This window comes from Acinetobacter sp. UBA6571, assembly GCF_002434085.1.
GTDB lineage: Bacteria > Pseudomonadota > Gammaproteobacteria > Pseudomonadales > Moraxellaceae > Acinetobacter > Acinetobacter radioresistens.
Map to the genome: position 1 here is coordinate 1 of NZ_DJJJ01000035.1, position 25,953 is coordinate 25,953.

Genomic DNA, 25,953 nt, shown 5'->3' on the forward strand with positions numbered 1-25,953 from the left:
AAAGGGAAGGAGCTATTTTGTATTTTGTTGATAGGCGGTAACTGTAGGTACACGACAGCCGCCAGCAGCAGGCAAGATAAGCCAAGCATATTCCAGATCTGCTGCCAGCTCCAGAACTCTAACAGGAATGGTATAAACAGCAGGGCGAGACCCACACCTAATCCCATATAGGATCCCCACAACCCCATTTTCAGGTTAAGTGATTCAGGCGTACTCAGCTGTTTAAGCAAAGCTGGAGCACATAAAGTGATAAAAAGGAAGCCAATACCTTCAATAAAACGGAAAATAAACAGGCTATAAAGATCGTTAATCCATAAACTGCCCATGCTTGCACAGCCTAGAATGACTAAACCCAATGTAAGACATCTTTTTAAACCAAAATATTGTGAAAGCCCACCCAAGCTTAGAGCAAAACACATACCAGCTGCTTGTACCAGCGAAAGCGCTAAACCTGCCTGAGTTAAACTCAGGCCAATTTCCTGCTGTAGAATGGGTAAACCCGCAGATAGTTTACCTACGTGAATAGCGGCTAGGTAACCTGCGAAAATGATGCAAAAATTAGTCTTTAAAGAAGCTAGAGCCACGTTTTTCATCCATGAAAATACTGGAGTTTTTTTGAATATTAAGAGAATTTTTTTATAGTTTATAATGAGATTCTATAAAAAAATTAGAATTTTTGCATAATATGATAATTTTAATTTTTATTAATCTTATATTTGAATCAGTAAAGCTCTTATACAAAACTTTACTCAAGAGAAAAATCATAATAAAGAACGAGAAGGGATATTTTATCTTTAATTAAATTAAACNNCTCGATAATTATACGAATTTATATAGGGTTAATAATAAAACTAGTTTAAACTTTAAAATTCCAAGAAAAAAACGATGACATGCTTGGTGAAAAAAAGTAAATAAACTTTTCGAAGCTTAAACTTTGTGATTACAATTAGCGGTCAAAAAACTGGTTCCCAGTCGAATTATTTTAGTATTGAAGAATTAAGCCGTGTCTGACTCACAACAACGTATTTCCAAACATGTCATGATTATGGCTGCCGGCACAGGCGGCCATGTTTTTCCTGCGCTTGCTGTTGCCAAACAATTACAATCAGAAGGTGCTCAGGTTTCATGGTTGGCAACTCCTCAGGGTATGGAGAACCGCCTGCTTCAAGATCAGAAAATTCCAATTTACCAGATTGATATTCAGGGGGTACGTGGTAATGGCATACTTCGTAAACTCATGGCCCCCTTTAAAATTTTAAAGGCAACTTTTAGTGCTATGCGTTATATGAAGCAGCTAAAAATTGATGCGGTGGCTGGTTTTGGTGGATATGTTGCAGGACCTGGTGGCTTGGCTGCTCGTTTATTGGGTATACCTGTCATTATTCATGAACAGAATGCCGTAGCCGGTTTTACCAATATACAGCTTTCTCGTATTGCAAAAATAGTCTGTCAGGCATTTCCAGAAACTTTTCCGCCACAGTCCAAAGTGGTCACAACCGGTAATCCGGTTCGTAAAGAAATTGCTGAAATTCTAAATCCAAAATGGCGCTATGATCAGCGTGCAGCTGCACAGGCACCGCTAAATATTTTAATTGTGGGAGGCTCACTAGGTGCACAAGCATTAAATGAGCGAGTCCCTGCCGTATTAAAACAGTTTGATATGCCTTTAAAGGTATTTCATCAGTGTGGACAAAAACAGCTGGAACTTACCCAGTCTGCCTATCAGGGAGCACCAGCGAGTTTACAAGTTGAAGTACAGCCATTCATTACCGATATGGCCAAAGCTTATAGTGATGCTGACTTAATTATTTGTCGTGCTGGCGCACTTACTGTTACTGAAGTCGCAACTGCTGGGGTGGCTGCCATATTTGTACCTTTACCTATCGCTGTAGATGATCATCAGACTGCCAATGCCCGGTTTCTAGCAGATTTGGATGCTGCCAAAATCTGTCAGCAAGCCGTCATGAGCCCTGAATATTTAAAAGAACTTTTAGCGCCCTTACTTAACCGCCAGTTACTGACTGAAATGGCAGTCAAAGCGCGGCAACAGGCACAACCGAATGCAACTCAGCACGTGGTTGATTTAATTAAAAAATTGTAATATAGAGTTTATTATGTCTCCTTCTATTCCTGCTGAACAAGTTAAAGAATTAATTAAAATTCCTGAAATGCGCCGTATCAAGCAAATTCATTTTGTCGGAATTGGTGGGGCAGGTATGTGTGGTATTGCCGAAGTACTTAAAAATCAGGGTTACTGCGTTTCAGGCTCAGATATTAAGGCCTCGAAGACCACAGCTCAGCTCGAAGAAAATGGTATTGAAGTATTTATTGGCCATGCGGCTGATAATATTAAAGGTGCCAGTGTACTGGTAGTGTCTACCGCAATTGATCCTGAGAACCCGGAAGTCAAAGCCGCGATCGAACAGCGTATTCCAGTGGTACGCCGTGCCGAGATGCTGGGCGAGCTGATGCGTTACCGTCATGGAATTGCAGTAGCAGGGACTCATGGTAAAACCACAACTACCAGTCTCCTGACCTGTATGCTGGCAGAAGAAGGTATGGATCCTACTTATGTTATTGGCGGCTTGCTGAACCGTACTGGTGTAAATGCTGCATTAGGAGCAAGTCGTTATATCGTAGCTGAAGCCGATGAGTCAGATGCATCCTTTTTACATCTTGAGCCAATGGCAGCCATTGTGACCAATATCGATGCTGACCATATGGATACTTATGGCGGTAGTTTTGATGTACTGAAAGATACCTTTATCCAGTTCCTTCACAAGCTGCCATTTTACGGCTTGGCAGTTGTATGCGGTGATGATGCCAATATTCGTGAAATCATGCCGCGGATCGCGCGTCCATTATTAACTTATGGCTTCAATCCAGACAATGACATTCGCGCTGTCGATGTTGAACAGGATGGCATGCGCAGTCACTTTACGGTATTACGTAAAGATCGTGAGCCATTACGCCTGACGATTAACCAGCCCGGCCTGCATAATGTATTAAATGCACTGGCAGCTATTGGTGTTGCAACAGATGAAGGTGTATCCGATGCGGCAATTGGCCGTGCACTGGAAGGTTTCAGTGGCGTGGGGCGCCGTTTCCAGGTTCAGGGTGAGTTTGGGCTGGAACAGGGTACAGTCAAGCTGGTCGATGACTATGGACATCATCCGAAAGAGGTAGAAGCTACCATCAAGGCTGCACGGCAGAGCCACCCTGACCGTCGACTGGTTATGATGTTCCAGCCTCACCGCTTCAGCCGTACCCGAGACTGTTTTGATGACTTTGTCGATGTACTTTCACAGGTTGACCAGTTACTGTTACTTGAAGTTTACCCTGCTGGTGAAAAGCCGATAGTGGGTGCGGACAGCCGATCGCTAGCACGCAGCATCCGTCTGCGTGGCGAGGTTGAACCAATCCTGATCGATCCGGTCGAAGGCAATCTGCAGAATGTTATACAAAAAGTGTTACAACCGAATGACTTGTTATTAACCCAAGGTGCAGGTAACGTGGGGGCTATTTCACTTGAACTCGCTCATCACCAGCTCTATCTGAAATAGGACTTTTGGGTCATTTAAAAAATATTAGTGATAAAACTTTAAGGATATCAACGTGTCAAATGCTTTAAAATTCGGCAAAGTTGCAGTATTGCTTGGCGGGAAATCAGCAGAGCGAGAAGTTTCGTTAGATAGTGGTCGTGCTGTGCTTGAAGCATTGATACGTTCAGGGGTGGAAGCCGAGGCCTTTGATCCACAAGAACGTTGTGTCACTGAACTGGTGAATTATGACCGCGCTTTTATTGTATTGCATGGTCGTGGCGGTGAAGATGGACAGATTCAGGGTGTACTGGAGTGGTTAAATATTCCATATACCGGCACAGGGGTACAAGGTTCTGCGATTGGTATGGACAAGATCAAAACCAAGCAGGTCTGGCAGGGCAGTGAACTGCCGACAGCCCCACACCGTATTGTGAGCAAAGATACCGATGCTGATGAGGTAATTGCCAGTCTTGGTTTGCCATTCATCATTAAACCGGTACATGAAGGTTCAAGTATTGGCATGAGTAAGGTAGAAAAACCTGAAGACTTTGCTGAAGCTTTGGCCAAGGCCACTGAACATGATGCTGTAGTCATGGCAGAAAAATGGATTAATGGCCGTGAGTTCACGATCGTATTGCTAAATGGCCAGGCCCTGCCAGTTATCCGTCTGGAGCCACCAAAAGATGTCGCGTTTTATGATTATGAAGCTAAATATAATCGTAATGATGTGCAATATGGTATTCCTTGCGGCTTAAGTGAAGCTGAAGAGAAGACGCTTCAGGAGCTGGCCTTGCGTGCATTTCAGGCAGTGGGCTGTAAAGGCTGGGGCCGTATTGATGCCATGCAGGATGAACAGGGTAATTTCTGGCTGCTTGAAGTCAATACTGTACCAGGCATGACCAGCCATTCACTGGTTCCTAAAGCAGCCAAGGCTGTGGGTTATGATTTTGACCAGCTTTGTGTCACGATTTTGGAGCAAACACTGCAATATCATGGAGTAGACCAGTAAGCCATGGCTCAGCTTCCGACTTCTATGCGCCGTAAACCGCGGGCAGCAATTACTTCTATTCATGAAAAACCACCAACCCGGAAGGAAAAGCTTACTAATCTGGGTGGGTGGCTGATGCTGGTAATTGCCTGCTTGGTGCTGGTTATAGGAGTTTATGGTTTATACCGGGTTATGACAGATGCTACTGTAGCTGAACTTCAGGTAGTTGGAGCACGCTCCGATGCTGAACAGCAGCAGCTGGTCAAACATCTGGACCCGGTAATTCAGGCTAACTATTTTACCTCTGATCTGGAACAGATCCGGGACGAAGCCTTGGAAATATCTTGGGTAGATAGAGTCGTCGTATCACGTGCATGGCCAAATGCCATCCGGGTACGTGTTATGCCACGTCACGCAATTGCCCGTTGGGGAACAGGACGACTGCTTAGTGACAGTGGGGATATTTTTACTGAGGCGGTGTATAGCAGTCATCAGCAATTGCCCTTACTTCATGGTCCGGCCAGTCAGTCCAAGGTGATGATGCGCCGTTACAATGAGATCAATCAATTATTTCGACCAGTCAATTTGCGTTTAAAAGAACTTTATTTAACAGAACGTATGACTTGGTTTATGCAATTTGATTCTGGACTTCGTATTATCGTGGACCAAGATCAGACTATGAGTAAACTGCAACGTTTGAGTCATCTGGCACAAACTGACTTAAAACCAGTGTGGAACAAAATCTCGGCAATTGACCTGCGTTATCGTAATGGCCTGGCTATTCAGTGGAAAAGTGCAGCACCACCTAAAATTATAAATAGTCAGTTTGTTGTAACGATTGATGACACAAGCATTGCAGGCGGAATAAGGGCAAAGCCATAATACGTGGCTTTATAAGATTGAGGCATTGGGCCAAATATAAACAACGAACATAAAATGGTAGTGATTAATGAGTGAAGCTGTTCCCTCGGTTGTTGCGATTGATATTGGGACGCACAAAGTTTCAGTTTTAATTGGTAAGGTCCATGCTCCGGATAATATTCAGGTCATTGGTATGGCGAGTGCTCGCAACCGGGGTATGAATAAAGGAAAAATTGTCAGTCTCGATAAAGTCATTGCCGCAATAAAAAATGCTGTCGCAGAAGCAGAAAATATGGCGGAATGCCGTATCCACTCGGCCTGGGTGTCTATACCAAGTACAGAATTAAAAAGTTTCTATGCGGCTGGCCGTACCCCTGTTACAAATCCGGAACGTATTATCAGCACCAATGAAGTGGTGCGTGCGCTGGAACTAGCCAAGGCAAGCCATGTAACAGCAGACTACTATCTGGCCAGTGCTGTACCATTAGGTTTTGAACTGGATGACACGCCAGAATGGGTGCAAAATCCGATTAACATGTCAGCACAAAGTATGACCGGACATTATCAGCTAATGATGATGCCAATCAGCACTATGCAAAATCTTGACCGGGCCATGAAAGGTGCAAATATTGGGGTCGAGAAGATGGTGGTATCTTCTTTGGCAACATCGGAAGGCAGCCTGTTGAAAGATGAAAAAGAATATGGCGTCTGTCTGGTCGATATAGGCGCAGGTACCACCAATCTGGCGGTCTATCTTGATGGTCATTTAGCACTGGTTCATACCTTGCAGCGAGGAGGGGAGCATGTTACCCGGGATATTGCTGCTGTGCTGCAAACAACGACTGAGGAAGCCGAGCGTATTAAAATATTACATGGTTGTGTTGATTTGCATGCAGTAAAGCCTGATCATATGATTCAGGTACAAGGGATTGATGGTCCGCAAACGATTAGTCGCATTGAACTTGCAGAAATTATTATTGCACGCTATGAAGAAATTTTTTCTAAAATTCGAGAAGAACTAGAACGAAGTGGTGCAATTCATGGCTTGTATCATGGTGTCGTGCTTACAGGGGACGCATGCCAGATCGAAGGCATGGTAAATCTGGCGCGCCGTATGTTAGGTGTATCCGCCCATTTAGGTAATCCGCCTTTACAGGTGTATGCAGAAGAACAGCATCAGGCTTCTTTGCGTCGCTCAATGTATGCCACTGCTTCAGGCTTGCTACTTTTTAGCCAAAGTGAAATGCAGGCAACCGTTGATGAGCCGGAAGAAACAGAGAAACGCCCATTCTGGAGTCGGGTTGCCAATGGATGGACTAACCTGAATAGCAAACTAAAATCGATCTTCTAGGATGTATGGGTTTTTTGGGAATATTGTTAGGAAGTTGTAAGTGAAAAGCCGTGTACTTGACAAGGTGAGCATTGCACAGCATTCTAAAAAATATTTTTTACAGATCAAGGCAGTATACGGGCTAAAGTGACTGCCACAATTTAATTAGGAAATCTAAAGGTCATGTTGTCCTCATTTGAACTAATAGAAGATGAACCAAGCGATAGCAACGGTCAGGCCCGTTTCACTGTATTTGGTGTAGGCGGTGGTGGCGGTAATGCTGTACAGCATATGGTGCAGTCCGATATCAAAGGTGTAAAGTTTGTCTGTGCTAATACCGACAAACAAGCTCTCGACCGGATGAACGCTCCATTTAAAATCCAGCTTGGCGAACAAAGTACACGTGGTCTTGGCGCAGGTGCTAATCCGGAAGTAGGACAGATTGCCGCTGAAGAAAGTCGCGAAGTAATCCGTCAGCATCTTGAAGGTGCTGATATGGTTTTTGTGACTGCTGGAATGGGCGGGGGAACAGGTACAGGGGCCGCACCTGTGGTTGCTGAAATTGCTAAAGAGATGGGGATTTTAACCGTCGGTGTAGTGACCACGCCTTTTAACTTTGAAGGCCGTCGTCGTCAGCGTTCTGCAGAAAAGGGTATTGATGCGCTTGAAGCTCATGTCGATTCCCTGATTATCATTCCAAACCAGCGCCTGCTCAGTGTGTTTGGTGATATTTCCATGCAGGATGCATACAAAAAAGCAGACGATGTACTGCTTAATGCAGTACGTTCAATCTTTGATCTGGTTGTACGTCCAGGGCACATTAACCTTGACTTTGCTGACTTGAAAACTGCAATGAGTACCCGTGGCTATGCCATGATGGGTGAAGGGCGTAGCAGTGGACAGGATCGTGCCGAGAACGCAGCCCGTCTGGCTATTCGTAGTCCGTTACTTGATAATGTTAATATCATGAATGCCAAAGGTGTTCTAATTAATATTACAGGTGGTGCTGACGTAACTTTACGTGAAACCGAGATTATTACGGATGTTGTTAACCAGATCGTGGATCTGGATGATGGTGAGGTATTCTTTGGTACGGTGTTTGATCCAGATGCGCGTGATGAAATTCGTGTTACAGTCATTGCCACCGGTTTGACCCGTAATGCCGCTGATGCCGTTGAGCCAAAACGCCAGGTCCAGTCAGCTCAAGCACGCACTCAGGCTACCACCCATGTTTCTGTTGAAGAAGATGATGTGCCTGCTATCAGCAAGCGTCAGGCTGTAGAAGCTCCAGCAGCCTCTACACCAAGCTCTACGCCACGTTCCTCACCAATGAGTATTCAAGATTACCTGAAAAACCAGCAACGCAAGTAAAAATGCAGCTAGTTTGAACAAAAGCTGATATCTTTACAAAAGGTAGTGGTCAAACACTACCTTTTTGTTTTTTATCAATGGCTAAATATGCTAACGTATAGCGGTTTTTTAGGTGGAAGACAAAAAGCGAATGTTGAAACAGCGTACCCTCAAACGTATGGTCAAAGCCAGTGGCATTGGACTGCATAGCGGTCAGAAAGTCATGATTAACTTTGTTCCGCATACAGTTGATGGCGGCATCATATTTCGTCGTATTGATCTGAACCCTCCTGTTGATATTCCTGCTGATGCCTTACTCATCCAGGAAGCATTTATGTGTTCTAACCTGGTACAGGAAAATGCCAAGGTTGGAACCATTGAGCACGTCATGAGTGCAATTGCCGGCTTGGGAATTGATAACCTGATTGTGGAGGTTTCAGCCTCTGAAGTGCCGATTATGGATGGTAGTGCAGGTCCATTTATTTATTTACTCATGCAAGGTGAGCTGGTTGAACAAAATGCACCCAAGAAATTTATTAAAATTTTAAAGCCGGTTGAAGCTCTGATTGATGACAAACAGGCTATTTTTACTCCCCATCATGGCTTTCAGTTAAATTTTACAATTGATTTTGATCATCCTGCATTTGCTAAAGAATACCAATCTGCCACGATTGACTTCTCTACTGAAACTTTCGTATATGAAGTTAGTGAAGCCCGGACTTTTGGGTTTATGAAAGATCTGGATTATCTGAAAGCAAATAATCTGGCGCTAGGAGCCAGTCTTGAAAATGCAATTGGTGTAGATGATACCGGCGTAGTGAACGAAGAGGGGCTACGTTTTTCAGATGAGTTTGTACGCCATAAAATTTTGGATGCAGTAGGTGACCTATATCTGCTCGGACACCAGATCATTGCCAAATTCGATGGCTATAAGTCTGGCCATGCTTTAAATAATCAGCTGCTACGCAATGTGCAGAGTGATCCTAGTAATTATGAAATTGTAACATTTAATGACATTGAGGACTGCCCAATTTCTTATGTAAGTCTTTCATAAGTCATTGTCTTTATATGGTTATGTTATAATATAACATGTAAAAATGTGAAATAATTCTCTAAATATCTTCTCTAAAGTAATTGTATATTGCTGCCATGTTACTTTTTATTGCTTGCCAAACGTAGCAAGGCTTGGCTAAGCTTGGGGTCGCTCACAAAGCCAGCAGCATTTCGTAACATTTCCTGTGTTTCTGGTGCAAGTGATTGAGAAGATGCAGTTCTGATAGGAGTATCAGGTTGTCTAGACCTGAGATAAGGCCGGATCTGTTTCAGATCTTTCAGTTCAGCATGTTGAGTTAACTTAGAAATATATTGCTTTTGCAGGTAGCCGAGCTGACTGATCAAGGCTTGATTTTCACCAGTTACCGTCAAAATGCCGTATTCATAACACACGACTTGCCATTGTTCCGGTTGGGGTAATAGCGGTTGAATTAGTTTCGTAAGTTTCTGCCATTCAGCAACTTGCGCTTTAAGAAACGTTAAGTTTCCTGTTTTTAGGTGTTTTCTTGTCTGTTGAAAGACGTTGAAAGGTTCTGACATACATATTTTCCACATAGTAATGTCTTAATCTTATGCGCTTGTTTCAGCTGATATCAAGGAAGAGATCACAAGGAACCTTGAGTAAGAACAGTTAAATGAGGTTTTTATGCACACGCGTCGTATTTTACTAGCGTTTTCACTCGCCGCATCAGCTGCATCAGTTGCATTTGCAGATCTGGTTGAATTAAACGGTACCACATCATCACCAGATCGTCTTGAAGAACTTACCCGCACTTTAGCTCAAGGTTCATATTCTCAGCCGGATGATATTAATATTCCAGCAAACACGAATGTTAGCATTACTCTTCGTGAGAAAACTGTTGAGTTGAATAATGAATCTTTAGCAAAAAAGTACGGAACTAAAACGACCCCATCTTACAACTCCAGTAATCCTTATTCATGGCTAGTCAGCCATCCCCTACCTGATATGAAACGTGTCAGTTCTAACTACGGTGGCCGTGTTATGGGTGGCCGGGCTGAAAATCATTCAGGTCTGGATCTATCTGCACCTAGTGGTACTCCAATCTATGCAACTGGTCCAGGTATTGTGACCAAATCAGGCTGGGGTACAGGTTATGGCCAGTATGTAGAAATTAATCATGGTAATGGTTACTTAACTCGCTATGCCCATGCTTCACGTTTGGTCGCCCGTGTAGGTGACCGTGTTGAAGCAGGTGAACATATTGCAAATGTTGGCTGTACCGGCCGCTGTACCGGCCCTCACCTTCATTATGAAGTAGTCAAAGATGGCCAGCGTAAGAATCCTTCAACTTACCTTGCTATGCTGCCATAAAATTATAGTATCACCACTTTTAATATGAATTGTATGAAAAATCGCCTATATTGGCGATTTTTTGTTATTCTGAGTAATAAAACGTCACTTGGTATTTATCTTATGAATAATTCTCCATGATGGCATTCACCTGCGGCGATACCTGCTCTACACGAAAACATGATACATATAGGGGATAAGACAGGAAGATTAAGAGAAAGGTGAGTTATGGCGTTTTACGGTGATACCGACGCACAGGAAACACAAGAATGGCAAGATGCTTTTGATTCAGTACTACAGCATATGGGTACAGAGCGGGCAGCATTTCTGCTTGAAAAATTGTATCAGCGCGCGATAGCTAAACATGTTCCTATTCAGCGTCTCAATACGCCATATCTCAATACAATCTCAGTAGATGAACAGCCTGCTATGCCGGGTGATCAGGATATGGAGCGAAGAATTCGCGCTCTGATTCGCTGGAATGCCTTAGCAATGGTGTTACGTGCTAACAAGACCGGTGATGATCTTGGTGGTCACTTGGCAAGTTTTGCATCTAGTGCCACCCTGTATGATGTAGGTTTTAACCATTTTTTCCGTGCTGCTAGTGATAATTTCGGCGGTGATATGATCTATTATCAAGGTCATTGTGCACCGGGCATTTACGCACGTTCATTTCTGGAAGGCCGACTCACTGAAGAGCAGCTCGGCAATTTTCGCCGTGAAGTAGGCGGAAATGGTTTACCAAGCTATCCACATCCTTATCTGATGCCAGATTACTGGCAATTCCCGACAGTATCTATGGGCTTGGGACCAATCATGTCAATTTATCAGGCCCACATTCAGAAATATCTGATGAACCGTGGCCTGACTAAAGAAGAAGACCGGAAAATCTGGGCGTACCTGGGTGATGGCGAGATGGACGAGCCAGAGAGTTTGGGTGCGATCTCATTGGCAGGTCGCGAAAAGCTCGATAACCTGATTTGGGTAGTGAACTGTAACCTGCAGCGTCTGGATGGCCCGGTACGTGGTAATGGTAAAATTATCCAAGAATTAGAATCGTTGTTCCGTGGGGCAGGTTGGCGAGTGATTAAGGTAGTGTGGGGTCGCCACTGGGACCCTTTACTGGCCAAAGATACCTCTGGTGCACTAAAAGCTGCAATGGAAGAAGCAGTAGATGGTGACTATCAGCGCTATCAGGTTAAAGGTGGAGCCTATACGCGTGCTCACTTCTTCGGTAAATATCCGGAAGCTGAAGAGCTGGTAAAGAATTTAAGCGATGAAGATATTGATAATCTGAATCGTGGCGGTCATGACCCGTACAAGGTCTTTGCTGCCTATGCTGAGGCAACCAAAGCCAAAGGTCAGCCGACAGTTATTTTAGCTAAAACGGTAAAAGGTTATGGTCTGTCTGAAGAGATTGAAGCGGTAAACAAGACGCATCAGATCAAGAAAATGCAGCTTGAGTCACTGAAATATGTTCGTAACCGCTTCAATCTGCCATTTAATGATGAACAGCTTGAAGAACTGCCATTCTATCGTCCGAGCGAAAATTCTCCCGAGCTAAAATATCTTAAGGCACGGCGCGAAGCTCTAGGGGGTTATTTACCGGCACGACGCAAAGAAAGCTATGCTCTGGATATTCCAGAACTGTCAGTTTTTGATAGCGTTCTACGTGGCAGTAATGGTAAACAGCAATCCACTACCATGGTAATGGTACGCCTGATCTCAGCATTGCTTAAAGAAAAAGCAATTAAAGATCATGTTGTTCCGATCGTACCGGATGAGGCACGTACTTTTGGCTTGGAAGGTATGTTCCGGCAGTTAGGTATCTATGCGGCACATGGTCAGCAGTATACGCCAGAAGATAATGAACAGCTCATGAATTACCGTGAAGCCAAAGATGGGCATATGCTTCAGGAAGGTATTAACGAAGCCGGAGCCATGAGTGCCTGGGCTGCGCTGGGAAGTAGCTATTCAACCAATAATTTGCCGATGATTCCGATGTACATGTATTACTCCATGTTCGGTTTCCAGCGTATCGGTGATATTGCCTGGGCTGCAGGAGATGCGCAGGCTCAAGGTTTCTTGCTGGGTGCAACTGCAGGCCGTACTACTCTGAATGGTGAAGGTTTGCAGCATCAGGATGGTCATTCACATATTCTGGCCAGTACCATTCCAAACTGTGTTTCATATGACCCTTGCTTTGGTTATGAGCTGGCTGTTGTGGTACATGATGGTTTGCAACGCATGTATGTAAATCAGGAACGTGTGTTCTATTACCTGACACTCATGAATGAAAACTATGAACATCCACCAATGCCACAGGGTGTAGAAGAGGGCATCAAACGCGGGATGTACCTGCTTGAAGAAGGTGATAAAGCCACTGTCCAGTTGCTGGGTTCAGGCGTTATTCTGCGTGAAGTGATCAAGGCTGCTAAAATTCTGCGTGAGGAATATCAGGTTCATGCCAATGTCTGGAGCGTCACCAGCTTCAATGAACTGGCACGTGATGGAATGGCATGTGAAGAATATAACCGCCTGCATCCGTTAAATGAACAAACCCGAGAATCTTGGGTTTCTCAGCAGTTGCGTGGTACAGATGGTATCGTGGTTGCAGCAACGGATCACATGCGTACTTATAGTGAACAGATCCGCGCTTATCTGCCAGATAACCGGCCTTACGTTACATTGGGTACAGATGGCTACGGCCGTTCTGATACCCGCGCCAATCTTCGCAGTTATTTTGGTGTAGATGCAGCTCATATCGTGGTTGCCACTCTGAAAAAACTGGCAGATGAAGGCGAAGTTGAAAACCGTCTGGTTAAAGATGCTATTTCCAGTTTTGAGCTGGAAACAGACCGTCCGGTAGCTTGGGCACCTCAAGCTCATCCGGAAGTCCAGACAGTTGCAGAATATCAAGAACCAGTATCAGGTGAGGAGAACTAAGCCCTATGCAAATCAAGACACCTGATATCGGCGTAGATCAAGCGAATGTTGCAGAAGTTCTGGTCAAAGTAGGCGACCGTATTGAAGTAGATGACAGCATTGTCGTGTTGGAATCCGATAAAGCAACGGTTGAAGTGCCTGCCACTTCAGCCGGAGTGGTTAAAAGTATCCTGGTCAATCAGGGCGATGACGTGACTGAAGGCACAGCATTGATTGAACTTGAAGCAGAAGGTACATCTGGCGGCGTTACTGAAGCTCAAGAAGCCGATGCAGCACAGAAAACTTCAGAAAATACTCCAACTGAATTACCTGACCGGGAAATTCAGCAGGAAATTTCATCCCATCAGCCAAATTCTCCGACCCAAGCTGCTCAACCGTCTGAATCTGGCTCATCTTCAGCTGCTACGGTTGAAGTTAAGTTACCTGATATTGGGGTAGAGAAAGCACTGGTGGGTGAGCTGCTGGTTCAGGTAGGTGATGATATTCAGGTTGACCAGAGTATTGCAGTAGTTGAGTCAGACAAAGCCACCGTAGAAGTACCAAGTACTGTAGCAGGCAAAGTACAAAGTATTACCGTCAAAGAAGGTGATAGCGTTAAAGAAGGTGTGGTGCTGATTACTGTACGGACCGCTGAAGGTTCGGCCGGGCCTGTATCAGAGAAGCCTTCCGTCCAGCCTGCTACAGAAAAATCTGCATCTCAACGGCAGGCTGCTACATCAGTTGAAAATAGTAGTAGTGCTGAAAGTACAGAAATTGAAGTTACTGTACCGGACCTTGGGGTAGACAAAGCCATAGTCACTGAAATTTTAGTTAAAGTCGGTGACCGTGTAGAGGCTCAGCAAAGCTTGTGTGTGGTTGAGTCAGACAAAGCTTCAGTTGAGATTCCAAGTTCTGCTGCCGGCATCATTAAGGCGTTACATGTAGAGTTAAACCAGGTCGTTAAACAGGGACTATTACTGGCTGTAGTAGAGACAGAGAAATCATCTGAACCGGTTAAAACTAAACAGGCTGCAGCGGTTAAAGAGCAGGATGCTGCAACGCAACAGACTGTAGCTAAGCCGCAAAATGATACTGGTACTTTGTCAGCTCCACAGCAGGGCACTGATAAGTTAAGTAAAGAACAGCAACTTGAAAATGCCAAGGTTTATGCTGGGCCTGCAGTACGGAAGCTGGCTCGTGAACTGGGCGTAGTATTAGCACAAGTTAAGGCATCGGGTCCGCATGAACGTGTAATGAAGGAAGACGTTTTTGCATATGTCAAAACTCGTCTGACTGAAGTGCAAAAACCTGCAAGCTCAACTCCAGCACCTGTAGTTTCAGGTTTGCCAGCTTTGCCAGATTTTACTGCTTTTGGTGGTGGTGAACTGAAAACCATGACACGTTTGCAGCAGGTGTCTGTTCCACAGCTTTCACTCAACAATTATATTCCTCAGGTAACCCAGTTTGATCTGGCTGATATTACCGAACTTGAGGCATGGCGTGGTGAATTGAAAGCTAACTTTAAAAAAGAAGGCATCAGTCTGACTATCTTGGCCTTTATCGCCAAGGCGGTTGCTCACCTGTTAAAAGAAGAGCCTTATTTTGCAGGTCATCTGGCTGATGACCAGAAAGCAGTAATGCTGCGTCATGAAATTCATATGGGGATTGCGGTAGCTACGCCAGATGGGTTGACTGTACCGGTACTACGTAATCCTGATCAGAAATCTATCCGTCAGATTGCACAGGAACTGGGGGAGCTGAGCCAGAAGGCACGTGATAAAAAGCTGTCTCCAAAAGACCTGCAAGGTGCCAACTTTACCATTACCAGTCTGGGTTCAATCGGTGGTACGGCATTTACGCCGCTGGTTAACTGGCCACAAGTGGCAATTCTGGGAATTTCTCCGGCAACCATGCAACCAGTATGGAATGGTGAGTCTTTTGATCCGCGCCTAATGTTGCCATTATCATTGTCTTATGATCATCGGGTGATCAATGGTGCTGATGCAGCACGTTTTACCAATAAGCTGACCAAACTGTTAAAGGATATACGCAGTTTATTGCTGTAATCTCCTTATCTAGATAAAAAGCCCTGCGATTGCGGGGCTTTTTATCGGTCCGATTAAAAAATATTAATGTATAAAGCCGGGTTTAAAATAAAAGGGGTTTGAAAATTCGGCTGGCTCGTTTTACACTAGGCCTACTTCATTGGGGAGTAGCCGCTATTTACGTTCCAGTAAATAGGTGATGGTCAACATAATTGTTCAACAGAACATGGTCATCATAGCCAAAGAACCCGAGCTTTAATTCTTTTGTTGGCAAGACCTTTGATTTATCTTTCTGCTTGATTATGGCTGGCGGGAGAGATAAGTCATGGGACTACGCTAGCCAGAGAATAATCATGCCAGATTTTTTCACCTCCTTAATCTCTAATATGCCAACTAGTATGGCGGCTTTTTCTGTATCAACAGCAATTGTTGCTCTGGCTGAAATGGGCGATAAAACTCAGCTTTTGGCCCTTTTGTTGGCTGCGCGTTTCCGTAAGCCTTTACCTATTATTTTGGCCATTCTCGCTGCTACGCTGATTAATCACGGGCTTTCTGCAGTATTAGGGCAATTTATTACCCGTATGGTTGACCCGACTGTAATGATGTGGATTCTGGCAGCAGGTTTTATTGGCATGGCAATCTGGATGCTGATTCCTGACGAGCTGGATGATGAAACTGAAAATATTAATAAATGGCAGCGCTACGGAGTATTTGGTGCCACATTTGTATTATTCTTCTTGGCAGAAATTGGTGATAAAACCCAGATCGCTACAGTTGCCTTGGCAGCTCGTTTTGACAGTATTTTCTGGGTAACAGCCGGCACCACGCTAGGTATGCTTCTGGCTAATGTACCTGCAGTGTTTATTGGCGATAAGCTGGCACACAAGCTGCCCATAGCTCTAATTCACAAGATTAGTGCCTTTATCTTCTTGGCGATTGGTATCTTTACTATTGTGCAGCATTACTTTTTCTAAGCCAACTTTATGACAGCCCGGCAGATACCGGTCGGGCTGTATTTTATATTTTGAGCCTACTTAAAAAACTGCCTGAGCAGTACAAACTAAATTTTTTATTTTATTGTAAGTTTTAATGAATCCCATTATTTTAATAAGGAATTAAAAATTTAACTTGTTAAGTCAATTTGGGGTAGGGGATGAGTTTAGATCGCACCACATCACAGGTGCTGTTTGATAACGGCACACATAAATGCATCAGTTTTACCAGTCTGGTTAAAGGTGAAGGTGTACAGGCCAATCAGTTTCTGATTATTGATCATGAGCGGGCGGCGGTTCTCGACCCTGGTGGCGACTTAACATATATTCCCCTGACCATGGAATTAAACCGTTACACCCGGCTGGCCAATCTTGATTATGTAATGGCTTCACACCAAGATCCGGATATTATTACTTCCATGCCACGCTGGCTGGTTTATACCGATGCCAAGGTGGTTGCATCAAAACTCTGGGCACGCTTCTTACCCCATCTGAACTCAGCCTTCATGAGTGACCGCATGAAAGGTAACTGGCTGGACCGTCTGGTTGAGCTCCCAGATCAGGGGCAGAGTATTGCGCTGGGACATGCTGCGATACTGGCTATTCCGGCTCACTTTTTACATTCAGTGGGTAATTTTCAGTTCTACGATCCGGTTTCTAAAATTTTATTTTCAGGTGATATGGGTGCTTCTATGGTAGAGAATGCCAGTCAGCCACTTGAAGACTTTGAAGCTCATATTCCTAAAATGAAAGCTTTTCACCAGCGCTATATGTGTGCAAATAAGGTTATCCGTTTATGGGTGAATATGGTTCGTAAAATGGATATTGAAATGATTGTGCCACAGCATGGCAGTGCATTTATTGGCAAGGAAAAAGTGAAACAGTTTCTGGACTGGATTGAGACACTCCAGTGTGGCGTTGATCTGATGGATGAGCGTATTTTTCACTGCCCGGTTTAAAATATTAAAAAATACTTGAGTAGAAAAACAACATTTTCTAAGATTCTGCTATTGGAAATAGCCAATATCTAGACTAACGAGAATATAAGAAAATGTTGTCTCAAGTAACTTATGAAAATGCCTGTTTAAGCTGTGGTGCCTGCTGTGCCTATTACCGGGTATCATTTTATTGGGCAGAAGGCGAACAGATTCCTAAACATCTGGTAGAGCCAATTACACCAGTTTACTCATGCATGAAAGGGACTAACCAGACCCAGCCACGTTGTCAGGCACTAGAAGGAACGCCAGGAGAACAGGTTAGCTGTAGTATTTACAGTGTGCGAAGTTCAAGCTGCCAAGAAGTTCAGGCTGGTGACAGTCAGTGTAATAAAGCGCGAAGTGCGCATGGGATGATTCCGCTGATTAATATTGAACCTCAGGTAATCAATGATGACAGCTACGATCAGGTTAGCTAAGCATAAATAAAAATAAAACGAGTAGGATGATAAAACTATGGGCAAAAATGCTTCTGCGAAGATACTGATTTCTCTGGTCTGAAATCGCTGAAATAAAAATTCTCTGAGAGAAAAATGAAATTTGAGGAGAAATTTGTTTATAATAGCTCACGGAAATTACCAGTGAGACTGTTATGCTGACCATCGTTCAAGAAGCGTTAACCTTCGATGATGTCTTGTTACTCCCTGCCTACTCTACTGTTCTCCCAAAAGATGTCTCCTTAAAGACACGTTTGACCCGCGGTATTCAACTTAATATTCCTCTTGTTTCAGCAGCCATGGATACTGTAACCGAGTCACGTATGGCGATTGCCATGGCTCAGAACGGTGGTATCGGTATTCTGCATAAGAATATGGATATTGCACTTCAGGCTGCAGAAGTCCGCCGTGTCAAAAAATTTGAAGCCGGTATGGTTAAAGACCCAATTACAGTTACCCCTGAAACCACTGTACGTGAACTGATTGCGATTACGCAAGCCAATAATATCAGTGGTGTACCTGTGGTTAAAGATGGCCAGGTGGTCGGCATTGTTACTGGCCGTGATACCCGTTTTGAAACTAATCTTGAACAGCCTGTCAGTAATATTATGACGCCACAAGAGCGCTTGGTGACTGTGCGGGAAGGCGAGTCTAAAGAAAATATTCAGGCCTTACTGCAACAGCACCGTATTGAAAAAGTACTGGTCGTGGACGAGCAACATGCACTTAAAGGACTGATTACGGTAACGGATTTCCGTAAAGCTGAGCTTTATCCAAATAGCTGTAAAGATGACCTTGGCCGATTGCGTGTTGGTGCAGCAGTAGGAACTGGTGCCGAAACACCAAGCCGTGTTGAAGCCTTGGTTGAGGCAGGTGTAGATGTCATTGTGGTCGATACTGCCCATGGTCACTCAGCCGGTGTAATTGAACGTGTCCGTTGGGTCAAGAATAACTATCCGCAGGTCCAAGTCATTGGTGGAAATATTGCCACAGGTGATGCTGCGCTGGCGTTACTTGATGCCGGTGCAGATGCAGTTAAGGTAGGTATTGGACCAGGTTCAATCTGTACCACCCGTATTGTTGCCGGTATTGGTATGCCGCAGATCTCTGCAATTGACAGTGTGGCCAGTGCACTTAAAGAACAGATTCCACTGATTGCAGATGGTGGTATCCGTTTCTCGGGTGACATGGCCAAAGCAATTGGTGCAGGTGCCAGTACGATTATGGTCGGTTCATTGCTAGCAGGAACTGAAGAAGCACCAGGTGAGGTTGAATTCTTTCAGGGACGTTATTATAAGGCCTATCGTGGCATGGGTTCATTAGGAGCAATGGCTGGAGCGACCGGGTCTGCAGACCGCTACTTCCAGGACTCTAAAGCGGGTGCCGAGAAATTGGTTCCAGAAGGTATTGAAGGCCGTGTACCATATAAAGGCCCGATGGGTAATATTGTGCACCAGATGATGGGTGGTTTACGTTCATCTATGGGTTATACCGGATCTGCGACAATTGATGATCTCCGCCAAAATGCTAAATTTGTAAAAATTACGGCAGCAGGTATGTCTGAGTCTCATGTACATGATGTCACGATTACTAAAGAAGCACCTAACTACCGTGTGGGTTAAATCATGATTGGGCTATTTTTGACCTGATCCTTATAGAAAAAGCCGTCAGTTTTATGACGGCTTTTTTGTTTTGGTGTAAAGTAAATCCAATTTGCAACAGCTTGGTTAAATAACCATAAACTATAAGAAGTGAGTAAAATATGAGCTATTTTGGAACCGATGGTATCCGTGGTAAATTCGGTGAACTCCCAATCACCCCTGAATTTGCCTTAAAACTTGGTTTCGCTGCAGGTAAGGTACTCAAAAGAATCAATCCTTCTGATAAAACATTAGTCGTACTAGGTAAAGATACCCGTTTGTCCGGGTATATTTTAGAGTCAGCCTTACAGGCTGGTCTTAACGCTGCTGGCGTTTATGTACATTTACTTGGGCCTTTACCGACTCCCGCAATTGCCCATTTGACGCGTGCTTTACATGCCCATGCCGGGATCGTCATTTCTGCTTCGCATAATCCTTATTTTGATAATGGTATTAAATTCTTTTCCAGTCAGGGTAAAAAATTGCCAGACGAGCTTCAAGAAGCAATTAATGCGGAACTGGAAAAAGAAATTCGTATTGAGGATACGGCTAATCTGGGTAAGAGTGTCCGGGTAAAAGATGCAGCTGGCCGTTATATTGAATTCTGTAAATCCACCTTTCCTTACCATCATGATCTCCGTGGCCTGAAAATTGTAGTAGATTGTGCCAATGGAGCAGCCTATAACGTAGGTCCTGCTGTTTTTCGCGAATTAGGGGCAAAAGTTATTGCTCTATATAATGAACCAGACGGCCTAAACATTAACGAGCAATGTGGTTCAACTCATCCAGAAAACCTGCAAAAAGCAGTAATACAGTCACATGCCGACCTCGGTATTGCATTTGATGGCGATGCTGATCGCGTCGTTATGGTAGATAAAGCCGGTAACCTGATTGATGGTGACCATATTCTGTATATTCTTGCGACACAAACCAGCCAGAAACCTGCGGGTATTGCCGGTACCCTGATGAGTAACCTGTCACTGGAACTGGCATTAAAAAAAGCCGGTGTCGATTTTGTTCGGGCCAAAGTCGGTGACCGCTATGTATTGCAGGCACTAGAAGAGAATGGCTGGATGACTGGCGGTGAACCTTCTGGACATATTCTTACCTTGGATAAGAGTACAACAGGAGACGCTATTATTGCTGCACTTCAGGTATTAACTGTCATGGTTGAGCAGGGTAAGGCTCTGGATGAACTGGTTGCAGACTTTGAGCTTTTTCCACAAGAACTCATTAATATTCGTTTAGAAAAAATGATTGATCCTTATTCGATTCCTGCACTGGTTGCTGAATTTGAAAAAGCTGAAGCACAGCTTGAAGGAAGAGGACGGCTTTTAATAAGAAAATCAGGTACTGAGCCGGTCATCCGTGTCATGGTAGAGGGTGAAAATGAGCAGGAAGTAAAAGCACTGGCTCAACATCTGGCCAATGCCGTAAAAAATCAGGCAGATGTACTTGTGGAGGGCTAAAGCATGAGTGATGTGATTAAAGATTTAAGTGAGTTACGCCTGACTTATCAGAAAGATGAGCTGCATGAGGCAGAAGTAGATACCCAGCCACATGAGCAGTTCTTGAGCTGGTTTAATTATGCTCTTCAAGCAGGATTGCATGAACCTTATGCCATGTCCTTAGCTACCGCAAATGCTCAGGGGCGACCACATGTGCGTACCGTGTTGCTGCGCGGCGCCACTGAAACAGGTTATGACTTCTATACCAATTATGACAGTCAAAAAGGCTTGGATCTGGCAGTTAATCCTTATGCCGAGCTGCTATTTTACTGGCCTGTATTGGAACGGCAGATCCGTGTCCATGGGCGGGTTGAGAAAATTTCAGAACAGGAGTCAACGGAGTATTATCATAAGCGGCCACATGACAGTCAGGTTGCTGCCCATATCAGTCAGCCACAGAGTGGCGTAATTTCTAGCCGTGAAGAATTACAGCAGCGCTTTCAGACTCTACAACAGCAAGTAGAGAACCAGCCTCTTGAAAAACCTGTATTCTGGGGAGGCTATCGTCTACACCCTGAATATTATGAATTCTGGCAGGGACGGCCTAACCGTTTACACGACCGCCTCAGTTATGAAAGAATCGATGGTCATTGGAAATTACAACGATTAATGCCATAGATGCCGAATATTCAAGTTAAGCAACGCCCTTTACTGACACGTGTAGAAAGTTTTCAACACGTGTCACCCTTTCTTGCCCATATTCTGGCCAGACGTGGAGTCGCTTCTGAACAAGAACTTGAACTCAGATTAAAATATCTGCTTTCTCCTTGCCTTAAAGGACTGGAACAGGCAGTTGAGATTATAAATCAGGCCATTGACCAGCAGAAAAAAATTGTTATTGTCGGAGATTATGATGCAGATGGTGCAACCAGCACTGCTCTGATGATTCTTGCTTTAAGAGATATGGGCGCAGATGTAGCCTATCTGGTTCCTGACCGGTTTAAATATGGTTATGGACTTACGCCTGCAATTGCGGATCTGGCTTTTACCCGTTTTACTCCCGACCTGTTGATTACTGTAGATAATGGTATTTCTAGTCATGAAGGGGTAAAACAGGCGCAAGACCATGGTATGCAGGTTATTATTACAGATCACCATCTGACTACCAAAGAAACGCCAGCCGCTGAGGCAGTAGTTAATCCGAACCAACTGGGCTGTAATTTTCCGAGTAAAGCCTTGGCTGGAGTAGGCGTTGCCTTTTATGTACTTGCCAATCTGTGCAGTTTTCGCAAAAGGGCAGACAAATCTGTCAGCAATATAACCCAATATCTGGACCTGGTTGCCTTAGGTACCTACGCCGACGTTGCGAGCCTTGATTACAATAACCGTATTCTGGTCGATGCTGGTTTGAAACGCATACACCAACAGCAGTGCCGTCCAGGAATTCTGGCATTACTTGATATTGCCGGACGCGAACCGGCAGCTCTTAAAGCACAAGATTTAGGTTTCGTACTTGGGCCGCGTATTAATGCAGCAGGCCGTATGGAAACTATGGAAATCGGAATTGAGTGCCTGTTAGCCCCTGATCTGGAAAATGCTTATCCTCTGGCCCGGCAACTTAATCAGCTAAATATTGAACGCCGTCAGATTGAAGCACAGATGAAGCAGGAAGCCTTGCGCTATCTGGAGCAACTACAGTTATCAAAAGAGAATATACCTCCCGCGCTGATTATGTTTGAAGAACACTGGCATCAGGGCGTGATTGGAATTGTCGCTGGACGCTTAAAAGAGCAGTTTCACCGGCCAAGCATTGTATTCGCAGCAGATGAAGACGGTATTCATATCAAGGGATCGGCCCGTTCGGTTGAGGGAATTCATATTCGTGATTGTATTGAGCAGATCGCTGAACAGTATCCCTATCTGGTACGTTATTTTGGCGGTCACGCTGCCGCTGCCGGACTCACGATCCGTAAAGAGCATTTTTTAGAATTTAAACAGGTTTTTACCCAGCTAATTGCAGAAATGGATGAAACGCTGCTCTCTGCTACACTTTGGACAGATGGGGAGCTGCCTGCAGAAGCGTTGGTTCTTGACACAGTGGATCTGATTGAAAAGTTAGGACCATGGGGACAAAAATTTCCGTCACCTGTGTTTGAAGGAACTTTTAAGGTTGTAGACTTCAGATGGCTTAAAGAGACTCATCTCAAATTACGTCTGGCATTAAATAACGGTCAGGTAGTAGATGCAATTGCCTTTAACGCAAAAGACAGATTTGAGTATGATCCGGAAAATGATCAAGTCGATCTGGTCTATGAACTGGAACGTAACGAGTTCAATGGTAATACAGGCCTGCAATTACGTATTATCCATCTTAAACAGAAAATTTTATAATAGGCCGCTTGAACCAGTTTAAGTATAGTAGATCGAATTAATAGGTACTGACTGTAATAGATATATTGCTTTATGACTTGTAAAATATAATAAAAAACCCATCCGGAGATGGGTTTTTTATTAGTCTAAATATTACTTCAGATTAGAAGCGGTATTTTGCAGCTACACCAAAGCTATTGTAGTCATTATTACCTTCTTCACCGAAGCCAACACGGCCTTCCAGACTTACTTGCTGGTTAATGAATTTACGTGCATTTACGCCAAACTCATTAGTATCTGTTAAATCATTATTGTAATAGTCGGCACCGATACTGAAAGTTTTGTCAATGAAGTAATCTGCTGCCAGATTGTATTCATCAAGGTCACCGAATGCTGCACCCGCTTCAAGGTTGATATCTTTACCATTGCTAAGAGTTGTAACATATTTTGCACGAAGTGTTGGGTCTACACCGTCGTCATTGTCATTGTCATAACCTTTTAGACCGGCTGCAATTAAGAGACCTGGAGCTGGTAAGTAACCTACTTCTGCACCATAGTAAGTTGTATCATTATCAATAGTACCAAATGGTGTATCACGCTCACTGTCGTGACGGCTAACATTACCACTTAGGTAAAAGTCTGAGTTAGGTACAAAGTATTCTGCACCGATACCATAACGAGTACTATCTACATCACCACGGTCAGCATAGTTAATAGCTGCGCTTACATTGCTGGCACGGTCAAGGAAAGCAGCTTCTGCAAGCGGTGCATTACGTGTTTGAACCGGATTAAAATAATAAGTACCGTTTACACCAAAAGCACTACCTGAATCGCCATTGTCGGGGTCTACATAACTTGCAGATGCACCTACTTCGGCTTGATAAGCATTGGCTGTGCCCGTTACTGCTAGAGCTGATAAAAGCGCTGACGCAATTGCTAGTTTTTTCATGGTTATTCACCCCTCTTAAAATCTTGTTAGCTAAGTTGCATACATAATGTTTTGTTACAACTTCAGTTTATGTGTTTTTAAATTCGGGTCAATCACAGGAAAGTAACGAGAATGTTGTTCGCGTAATAATATGTAATTTTTTTGATATAAGTATTTGATATATAATATTAAAACTTAAATGTTTAGTTTTATTAAAAGCATGGAGATTTTGTGAATAGTACAGGTGTTTGATTATAGATTATTCAATTTTGATTACAACTTATTTAAATGTGAGCAAGATTTACTCATTTTTATCTTTTTATTTTCAAGTTGAATTTACATATTTTGTTAGCTTTGAAATATGATGTTGATCTGTTGCATACATTCGGACAACTTGTAATTCACTCTCATTTATTTCATTTTCAATATAAATTTTTAATTCTAATAAACTCATAAATGATCCCTGCCCAATATCAATTTTCAAATTTTTTATCACGCTACTGTTATTTGAAATGATCTCAACGAGACAGATGCTCTATGCTACAATTTAAGGATTAAAAGGTTTTTTTGAGAGTAAATCACGTGGAAATTAATCCGTATCTAAACCAGTTGAAAGATTTAAGTGAACGTAGTCAGACTCTACGGGGGTATCTTTGACTACGATCTTAAAAAAGAACGGTTAGAAGAAGTTTTACGTGAGTTAGAAGATCCGAGTATCTGGAATGACCAGAGTCGTGCTCAGGCGATGGCTAAGGAAAAAGGTGAGCTTGAAAATGTTATTAATGTGCTGGAAGGTTTAAGTACCCAGCTGGAAGATGCACAGGCAATGCTAGACCTTGCAGTCGAAGCGGATGATGAAAGCCTGCTTGCGGATGTACAGGCTGAACTGAGCTCTGCGGAAGAAGCATTGGCAAAACTTGAGTTCCGCCGCATGTTCAGTAACCCCATGGATCCAAATCCCTGCTATGTCGAAATTCAGGCTGGTTCGGGCGGTACAGAGGCACAAGATTGGGCCTCTATGTTACTGCGGATGTATATGCGCTGGATTGAACGTCATGGCTTTAAAGCTGAGTTGATGGAAGAGTCTGATGGTGATGTCGCGGGAATCAAATCAGCCACTATCCGGGTAGAAGGCGAGTATGCATATGGCTGGCTACGGACAGAATCCGGTGTACACCGTTTAGTACGTAAGTCGCCATTCGACTCGGGTAACCGTCGTCATACGTCATTTTCTGCTGTATTTGTTTCACCTGAAGTAGATGATAATATCGAAATCGATATCAATCCATCTGATGTACGTACAGATACTTACCGTGCATCAGGTGCGGGTGGACAGCATATTAATAAAACTGACTCTGCAGTACGTTTGACCCATATGCCAACAGGTATCGTGGTTGCATGCCAGAATCAGCGATCACAGCATGCCAACCGTGATCATGCCTGGAAACAGCTACGTGCCAAGCTTTATGAACTTGAAATGAGTAAGCGTAATGAAGCTGCACAAGCTTTGGAAGATTCCAAGTCGGATATTGGCTGGGGTAGCCAGATTCGCTCTTACGTACTTGATGACTCACGGATTAAAGATTTGCGTACTGGCGTTGAGAATTCAAATACCGGAGCAGTACTTGATGGCGATCTGGACAAGTTTATTGAAGCAAGTCTGAAACAAGGGCTTTAATTTTAATTATAGCTCATATAAAAACAGGAGCTGGTCTCCTGTTTTTTTTAATTTTATTA

At 43.8% G+C, this 25,953-nt stretch carries 21 protein-coding genes and 1 riboswitch; of the genes, 18 read left to right on the top strand and 3 right to left on the bottom strand.

The window, feature by feature from the left end; translation table 11 throughout:
- A partial coding sequence (locus B3X18_RS06360) for an MFS transporter (RefSeq protein WP_286935203.1) occupies positions 1-593 on the bottom strand: 593 nt, incomplete at its 3' end.
- 410 nt (positions 594-1,003) lie between these two features.
- On the opposite strand from B3X18_RS06360, the gene murG reads away from it, so the two are divergent.
- The 7 genes from murG (at position 1,004) to lpxC (ending at position 9,125) form a co-directional block, all read left to right on the top strand.
- Entirely contained in the window at positions 1,004-2,101 is a 1,098-nt protein-coding gene (gene murG / locus B3X18_RS06365) for an undecaprenyldiphospho-muramoylpentapeptide beta-N-acetylglucosaminyltransferase (protein WP_034669767.1), read from the top strand.
- A 13-nt stretch (positions 2,102-2,114) separates the two neighbouring features.
- Entirely contained in the window at positions 2,115-3,563 is a 1,449-nt protein-coding gene (murC, locus tag B3X18_RS06370; RefSeq protein ID WP_005017818.1) for a UDP-N-acetylmuramate--L-alanine ligase, read from the top strand.
- 52 nt (positions 3,564-3,615) lie between these two features.
- Entirely contained in the window at positions 3,616-4,551 is a 936-nt protein-coding gene (locus tag B3X18_RS06375) for a D-alanine--D-alanine ligase (RefSeq protein ID WP_005024038.1), read from the top strand.
- 3 nt (positions 4,552-4,554) lie between these two features.
- The gene (locus tag B3X18_RS06380) at positions 4,555-5,412 is read left to right on the top strand and encodes a cell division protein FtsQ/DivIB (RefSeq protein WP_005024040.1); all 858 of its coding nucleotides are present in this window, start codon (positions 4,555-4,557) and stop codon (positions 5,410-5,412) included.
- A 67-nt stretch (positions 5,413-5,479) separates the two neighbouring features.
- Entirely contained in the window at positions 5,480-6,742 is a 1,263-nt protein-coding gene (gene ftsA / locus B3X18_RS06385; RefSeq protein ID WP_005017834.1) for a cell division protein FtsA, read from the top strand.
- 165 nt (positions 6,743-6,907) lie between these two features.
- On the top strand, positions 6,908-8,092 hold the full coding sequence (gene ftsZ / locus B3X18_RS06390) for a cell division protein FtsZ (protein WP_026055458.1): 1,185 nt from the start codon (positions 6,908-6,910) through the stop codon (positions 8,090-8,092).
- A 130-nt stretch (positions 8,093-8,222) separates the two neighbouring features.
- Positions 8,223-9,125: a UDP-3-O-acyl-N-acetylglucosamine deacetylase gene (gene lpxC / locus B3X18_RS06395; RefSeq protein WP_005024044.1), complete on the top strand. Its 903-nt coding sequence runs from the start codon at positions 8,223-8,225 to the stop codon at positions 9,123-9,125.
- A gap of 98 nt (positions 9,126-9,223) precedes the next feature.
- On the opposite strand, the gene B3X18_RS06400 is transcribed toward lpxC, so the two are convergent.
- A complete protein-coding gene (locus B3X18_RS06400) occupies positions 9,224-9,664 on the bottom strand; it encodes a hypothetical protein (protein ID WP_034674866.1) in 441 nt (146 codons plus the stop codon).
- Positions 9,665-9,770: 106 nt separating this feature from the next.
- On the opposite strand from B3X18_RS06400, the gene B3X18_RS06405 reads away from it, so the two are divergent.
- The 10 genes from B3X18_RS06405 to recJ all read left to right on the top strand — a co-directional run bounded on the left by B3X18_RS06405 (position 9,771) and on the right by recJ (position 23,309).
- A complete protein-coding gene (locus B3X18_RS06405; protein ID WP_034674869.1) occupies positions 9,771-10,457 on the top strand; it encodes a M23 family metallopeptidase in 687 nt (228 codons plus the stop codon).
- A 207-nt stretch (positions 10,458-10,664) separates the two neighbouring features.
- On the top strand, positions 10,665-13,382 hold the full coding sequence (gene aceE / locus B3X18_RS06410; RefSeq protein WP_034674873.1) for a pyruvate dehydrogenase (acetyl-transferring), homodimeric type: 2,718 nt from the start codon (positions 10,665-10,667) through the stop codon (positions 13,380-13,382).
- A 5-nt stretch (positions 13,383-13,387) separates the two neighbouring features.
- A complete protein-coding gene (locus B3X18_RS06415) occupies positions 13,388-15,427 on the top strand; it encodes a 2-oxo acid dehydrogenase subunit E2 (protein ID WP_034674876.1) in 2,040 nt (679 codons plus the stop codon).
- Between the two features lie 129 nt (positions 15,428-15,556).
- A riboswitch (yybP-ykoY riboswitch) is annotated at positions 15,557-15,714 on the top strand.
- A gap of 90 nt (positions 15,715-15,804) precedes the next feature.
- Complete coding sequence (locus tag B3X18_RS06420) at positions 15,805-16,380, top strand: TMEM165/GDT1 family protein (RefSeq protein WP_005405191.1); 576 nt, start codon at positions 15,805-15,807, stop codon at positions 16,378-16,380.
- Between the two features lie 179 nt (positions 16,381-16,559).
- Complete coding sequence (locus B3X18_RS06425; protein WP_005017851.1) at positions 16,560-17,357, top strand: MBL fold metallo-hydrolase; 798 nt, start codon at positions 16,560-16,562, stop codon at positions 17,355-17,357.
- A gap of 92 nt (positions 17,358-17,449) precedes the next feature.
- Complete coding sequence (locus B3X18_RS06430; RefSeq protein ID WP_034674879.1) at positions 17,450-17,812, top strand: YkgJ family cysteine cluster protein; 363 nt, start codon at positions 17,450-17,452, stop codon at positions 17,810-17,812.
- A 173-nt stretch (positions 17,813-17,985) separates the two neighbouring features.
- Complete coding sequence (guaB, locus tag B3X18_RS06435; protein ID WP_005017853.1) at positions 17,986-19,452, top strand: IMP dehydrogenase; 1,467 nt, start codon at positions 17,986-17,988, stop codon at positions 19,450-19,452.
- A 140-nt stretch (positions 19,453-19,592) separates the two neighbouring features.
- Positions 19,593-20,939 carry a phosphoglucosamine mutase gene (gene glmM / locus B3X18_RS06440; RefSeq protein ID WP_005024058.1) on the top strand — a complete coding sequence of 449 codons (1,347 nt, stop codon included), beginning with the start codon at positions 19,593-19,595 and terminating at the stop codon, positions 20,937-20,939.
- 3 nt (positions 20,940-20,942) lie between these two features.
- Entirely contained in the window at positions 20,943-21,596 is a 654-nt protein-coding gene (gene pdxH / locus B3X18_RS06445) for a pyridoxamine 5'-phosphate oxidase (protein WP_005024060.1), read from the top strand.
- On the top strand, positions 21,597-23,309 hold the full coding sequence (recJ, locus tag B3X18_RS06450) for a single-stranded-DNA-specific exonuclease RecJ (protein WP_005024062.1): 1,713 nt from the start codon (positions 21,597-21,599) through the stop codon (positions 23,307-23,309).
- Positions 23,310-23,451: 142 nt separating this feature from the next.
- On the opposite strand, the gene B3X18_RS06455 is transcribed toward recJ, so the two are convergent.
- Positions 23,452-24,237, bottom strand: coding sequence for a putative porin (locus tag B3X18_RS06455; protein WP_005024063.1), 786 nt, complete (start codon positions 24,235-24,237; stop codon positions 23,452-23,454).
- A 561-nt stretch (positions 24,238-24,798) separates the two neighbouring features.
- Here B3X18_RS06455 and prfB point away from each other — a divergent pair.
- Positions 24,799-25,894 (top strand): peptide chain release factor 2 gene (gene prfB, locus B3X18_RS06460; protein ID WP_100067877.1). Its coding sequence is split into 2 segments (ribosomal slippage): positions 24,799-24,870 and positions 24,872-25,894, totalling 1,095 coding nucleotides; the frame shifts between segments, so codons are not numbered across the junction.
- The last annotated feature ends 59 nt before the right edge of the window (positions 25,895-25,953 follow it).

Coding starts and splice junctions, on each gene's coding strand:
- B3X18_RS06380 (WP_005024040.1), top strand. CDS start 4,555: ATGGCTCAGCTTCCGACTTCTATGCGCCGTAAACCGCGGGCAGCAATT.
- glmM (WP_005024058.1), top strand. CDS start 19,593: ATGAGCTATTTTGGAACCGATGGTATCCGTGGTAAATTCGGTGAACTC.
- lpxC (WP_005024044.1), top strand. CDS start 8,223: ATGTTGAAACAGCGTACCCTCAAACGTATGGTCAAAGCCAGTGGCATT.
- B3X18_RS06400 (WP_034674866.1), bottom strand. CDS start 9,664: ATGTCAGAACCTTTCAACGTCTTTCAACAGACAAGAAAACACCTAAAA.
- B3X18_RS06455 (WP_005024063.1), bottom strand. CDS start 24,237: ATGAAAAAACTAGCAATTGCGTCAGCGCTTTTATCAGCTCTAGCAGTA.
- B3X18_RS06425 (WP_005017851.1), top strand. CDS start 16,560: ATGAGTTTAGATCGCACCACATCACAGGTGCTGTTTGATAACGGCACA.
- B3X18_RS06405 (WP_034674869.1), top strand. CDS start 9,771: ATGCACACGCGTCGTATTTTACTAGCGTTTTCACTCGCCGCATCAGCT.
- guaB (WP_005017853.1), top strand. CDS start 17,986: ATGCTGACCATCGTTCAAGAAGCGTTAACCTTCGATGATGTCTTGTTA.
- murC (WP_005017818.1), top strand. CDS start 2,115: ATGTCTCCTTCTATTCCTGCTGAACAAGTTAAAGAATTAATTAAAATT.
- ftsA (WP_005017834.1), top strand. CDS start 5,480: ATGAGTGAAGCTGTTCCCTCGGTTGTTGCGATTGATATTGGGACGCAC.
- B3X18_RS06415 (WP_034674876.1), top strand. CDS start 13,388: ATGCAAATCAAGACACCTGATATCGGCGTAGATCAAGCGAATGTTGCA.
- B3X18_RS06420 (WP_005405191.1), top strand. CDS start 15,805: ATGGCGGCTTTTTCTGTATCAACAGCAATTGTTGCTCTGGCTGAAATG.
- B3X18_RS06430 (WP_034674879.1), top strand. CDS start 17,450: ATGTTGTCTCAAGTAACTTATGAAAATGCCTGTTTAAGCTGTGGTGCC.
- recJ (WP_005024062.1), top strand. CDS start 21,597: ATGCCGAATATTCAAGTTAAGCAACGCCCTTTACTGACACGTGTAGAA.
- pdxH (WP_005024060.1), top strand. CDS start 20,943: ATGAGTGATGTGATTAAAGATTTAAGTGAGTTACGCCTGACTTATCAG.
- aceE (WP_034674873.1), top strand. CDS start 10,665: ATGGCGTTTTACGGTGATACCGACGCACAGGAAACACAAGAATGGCAA.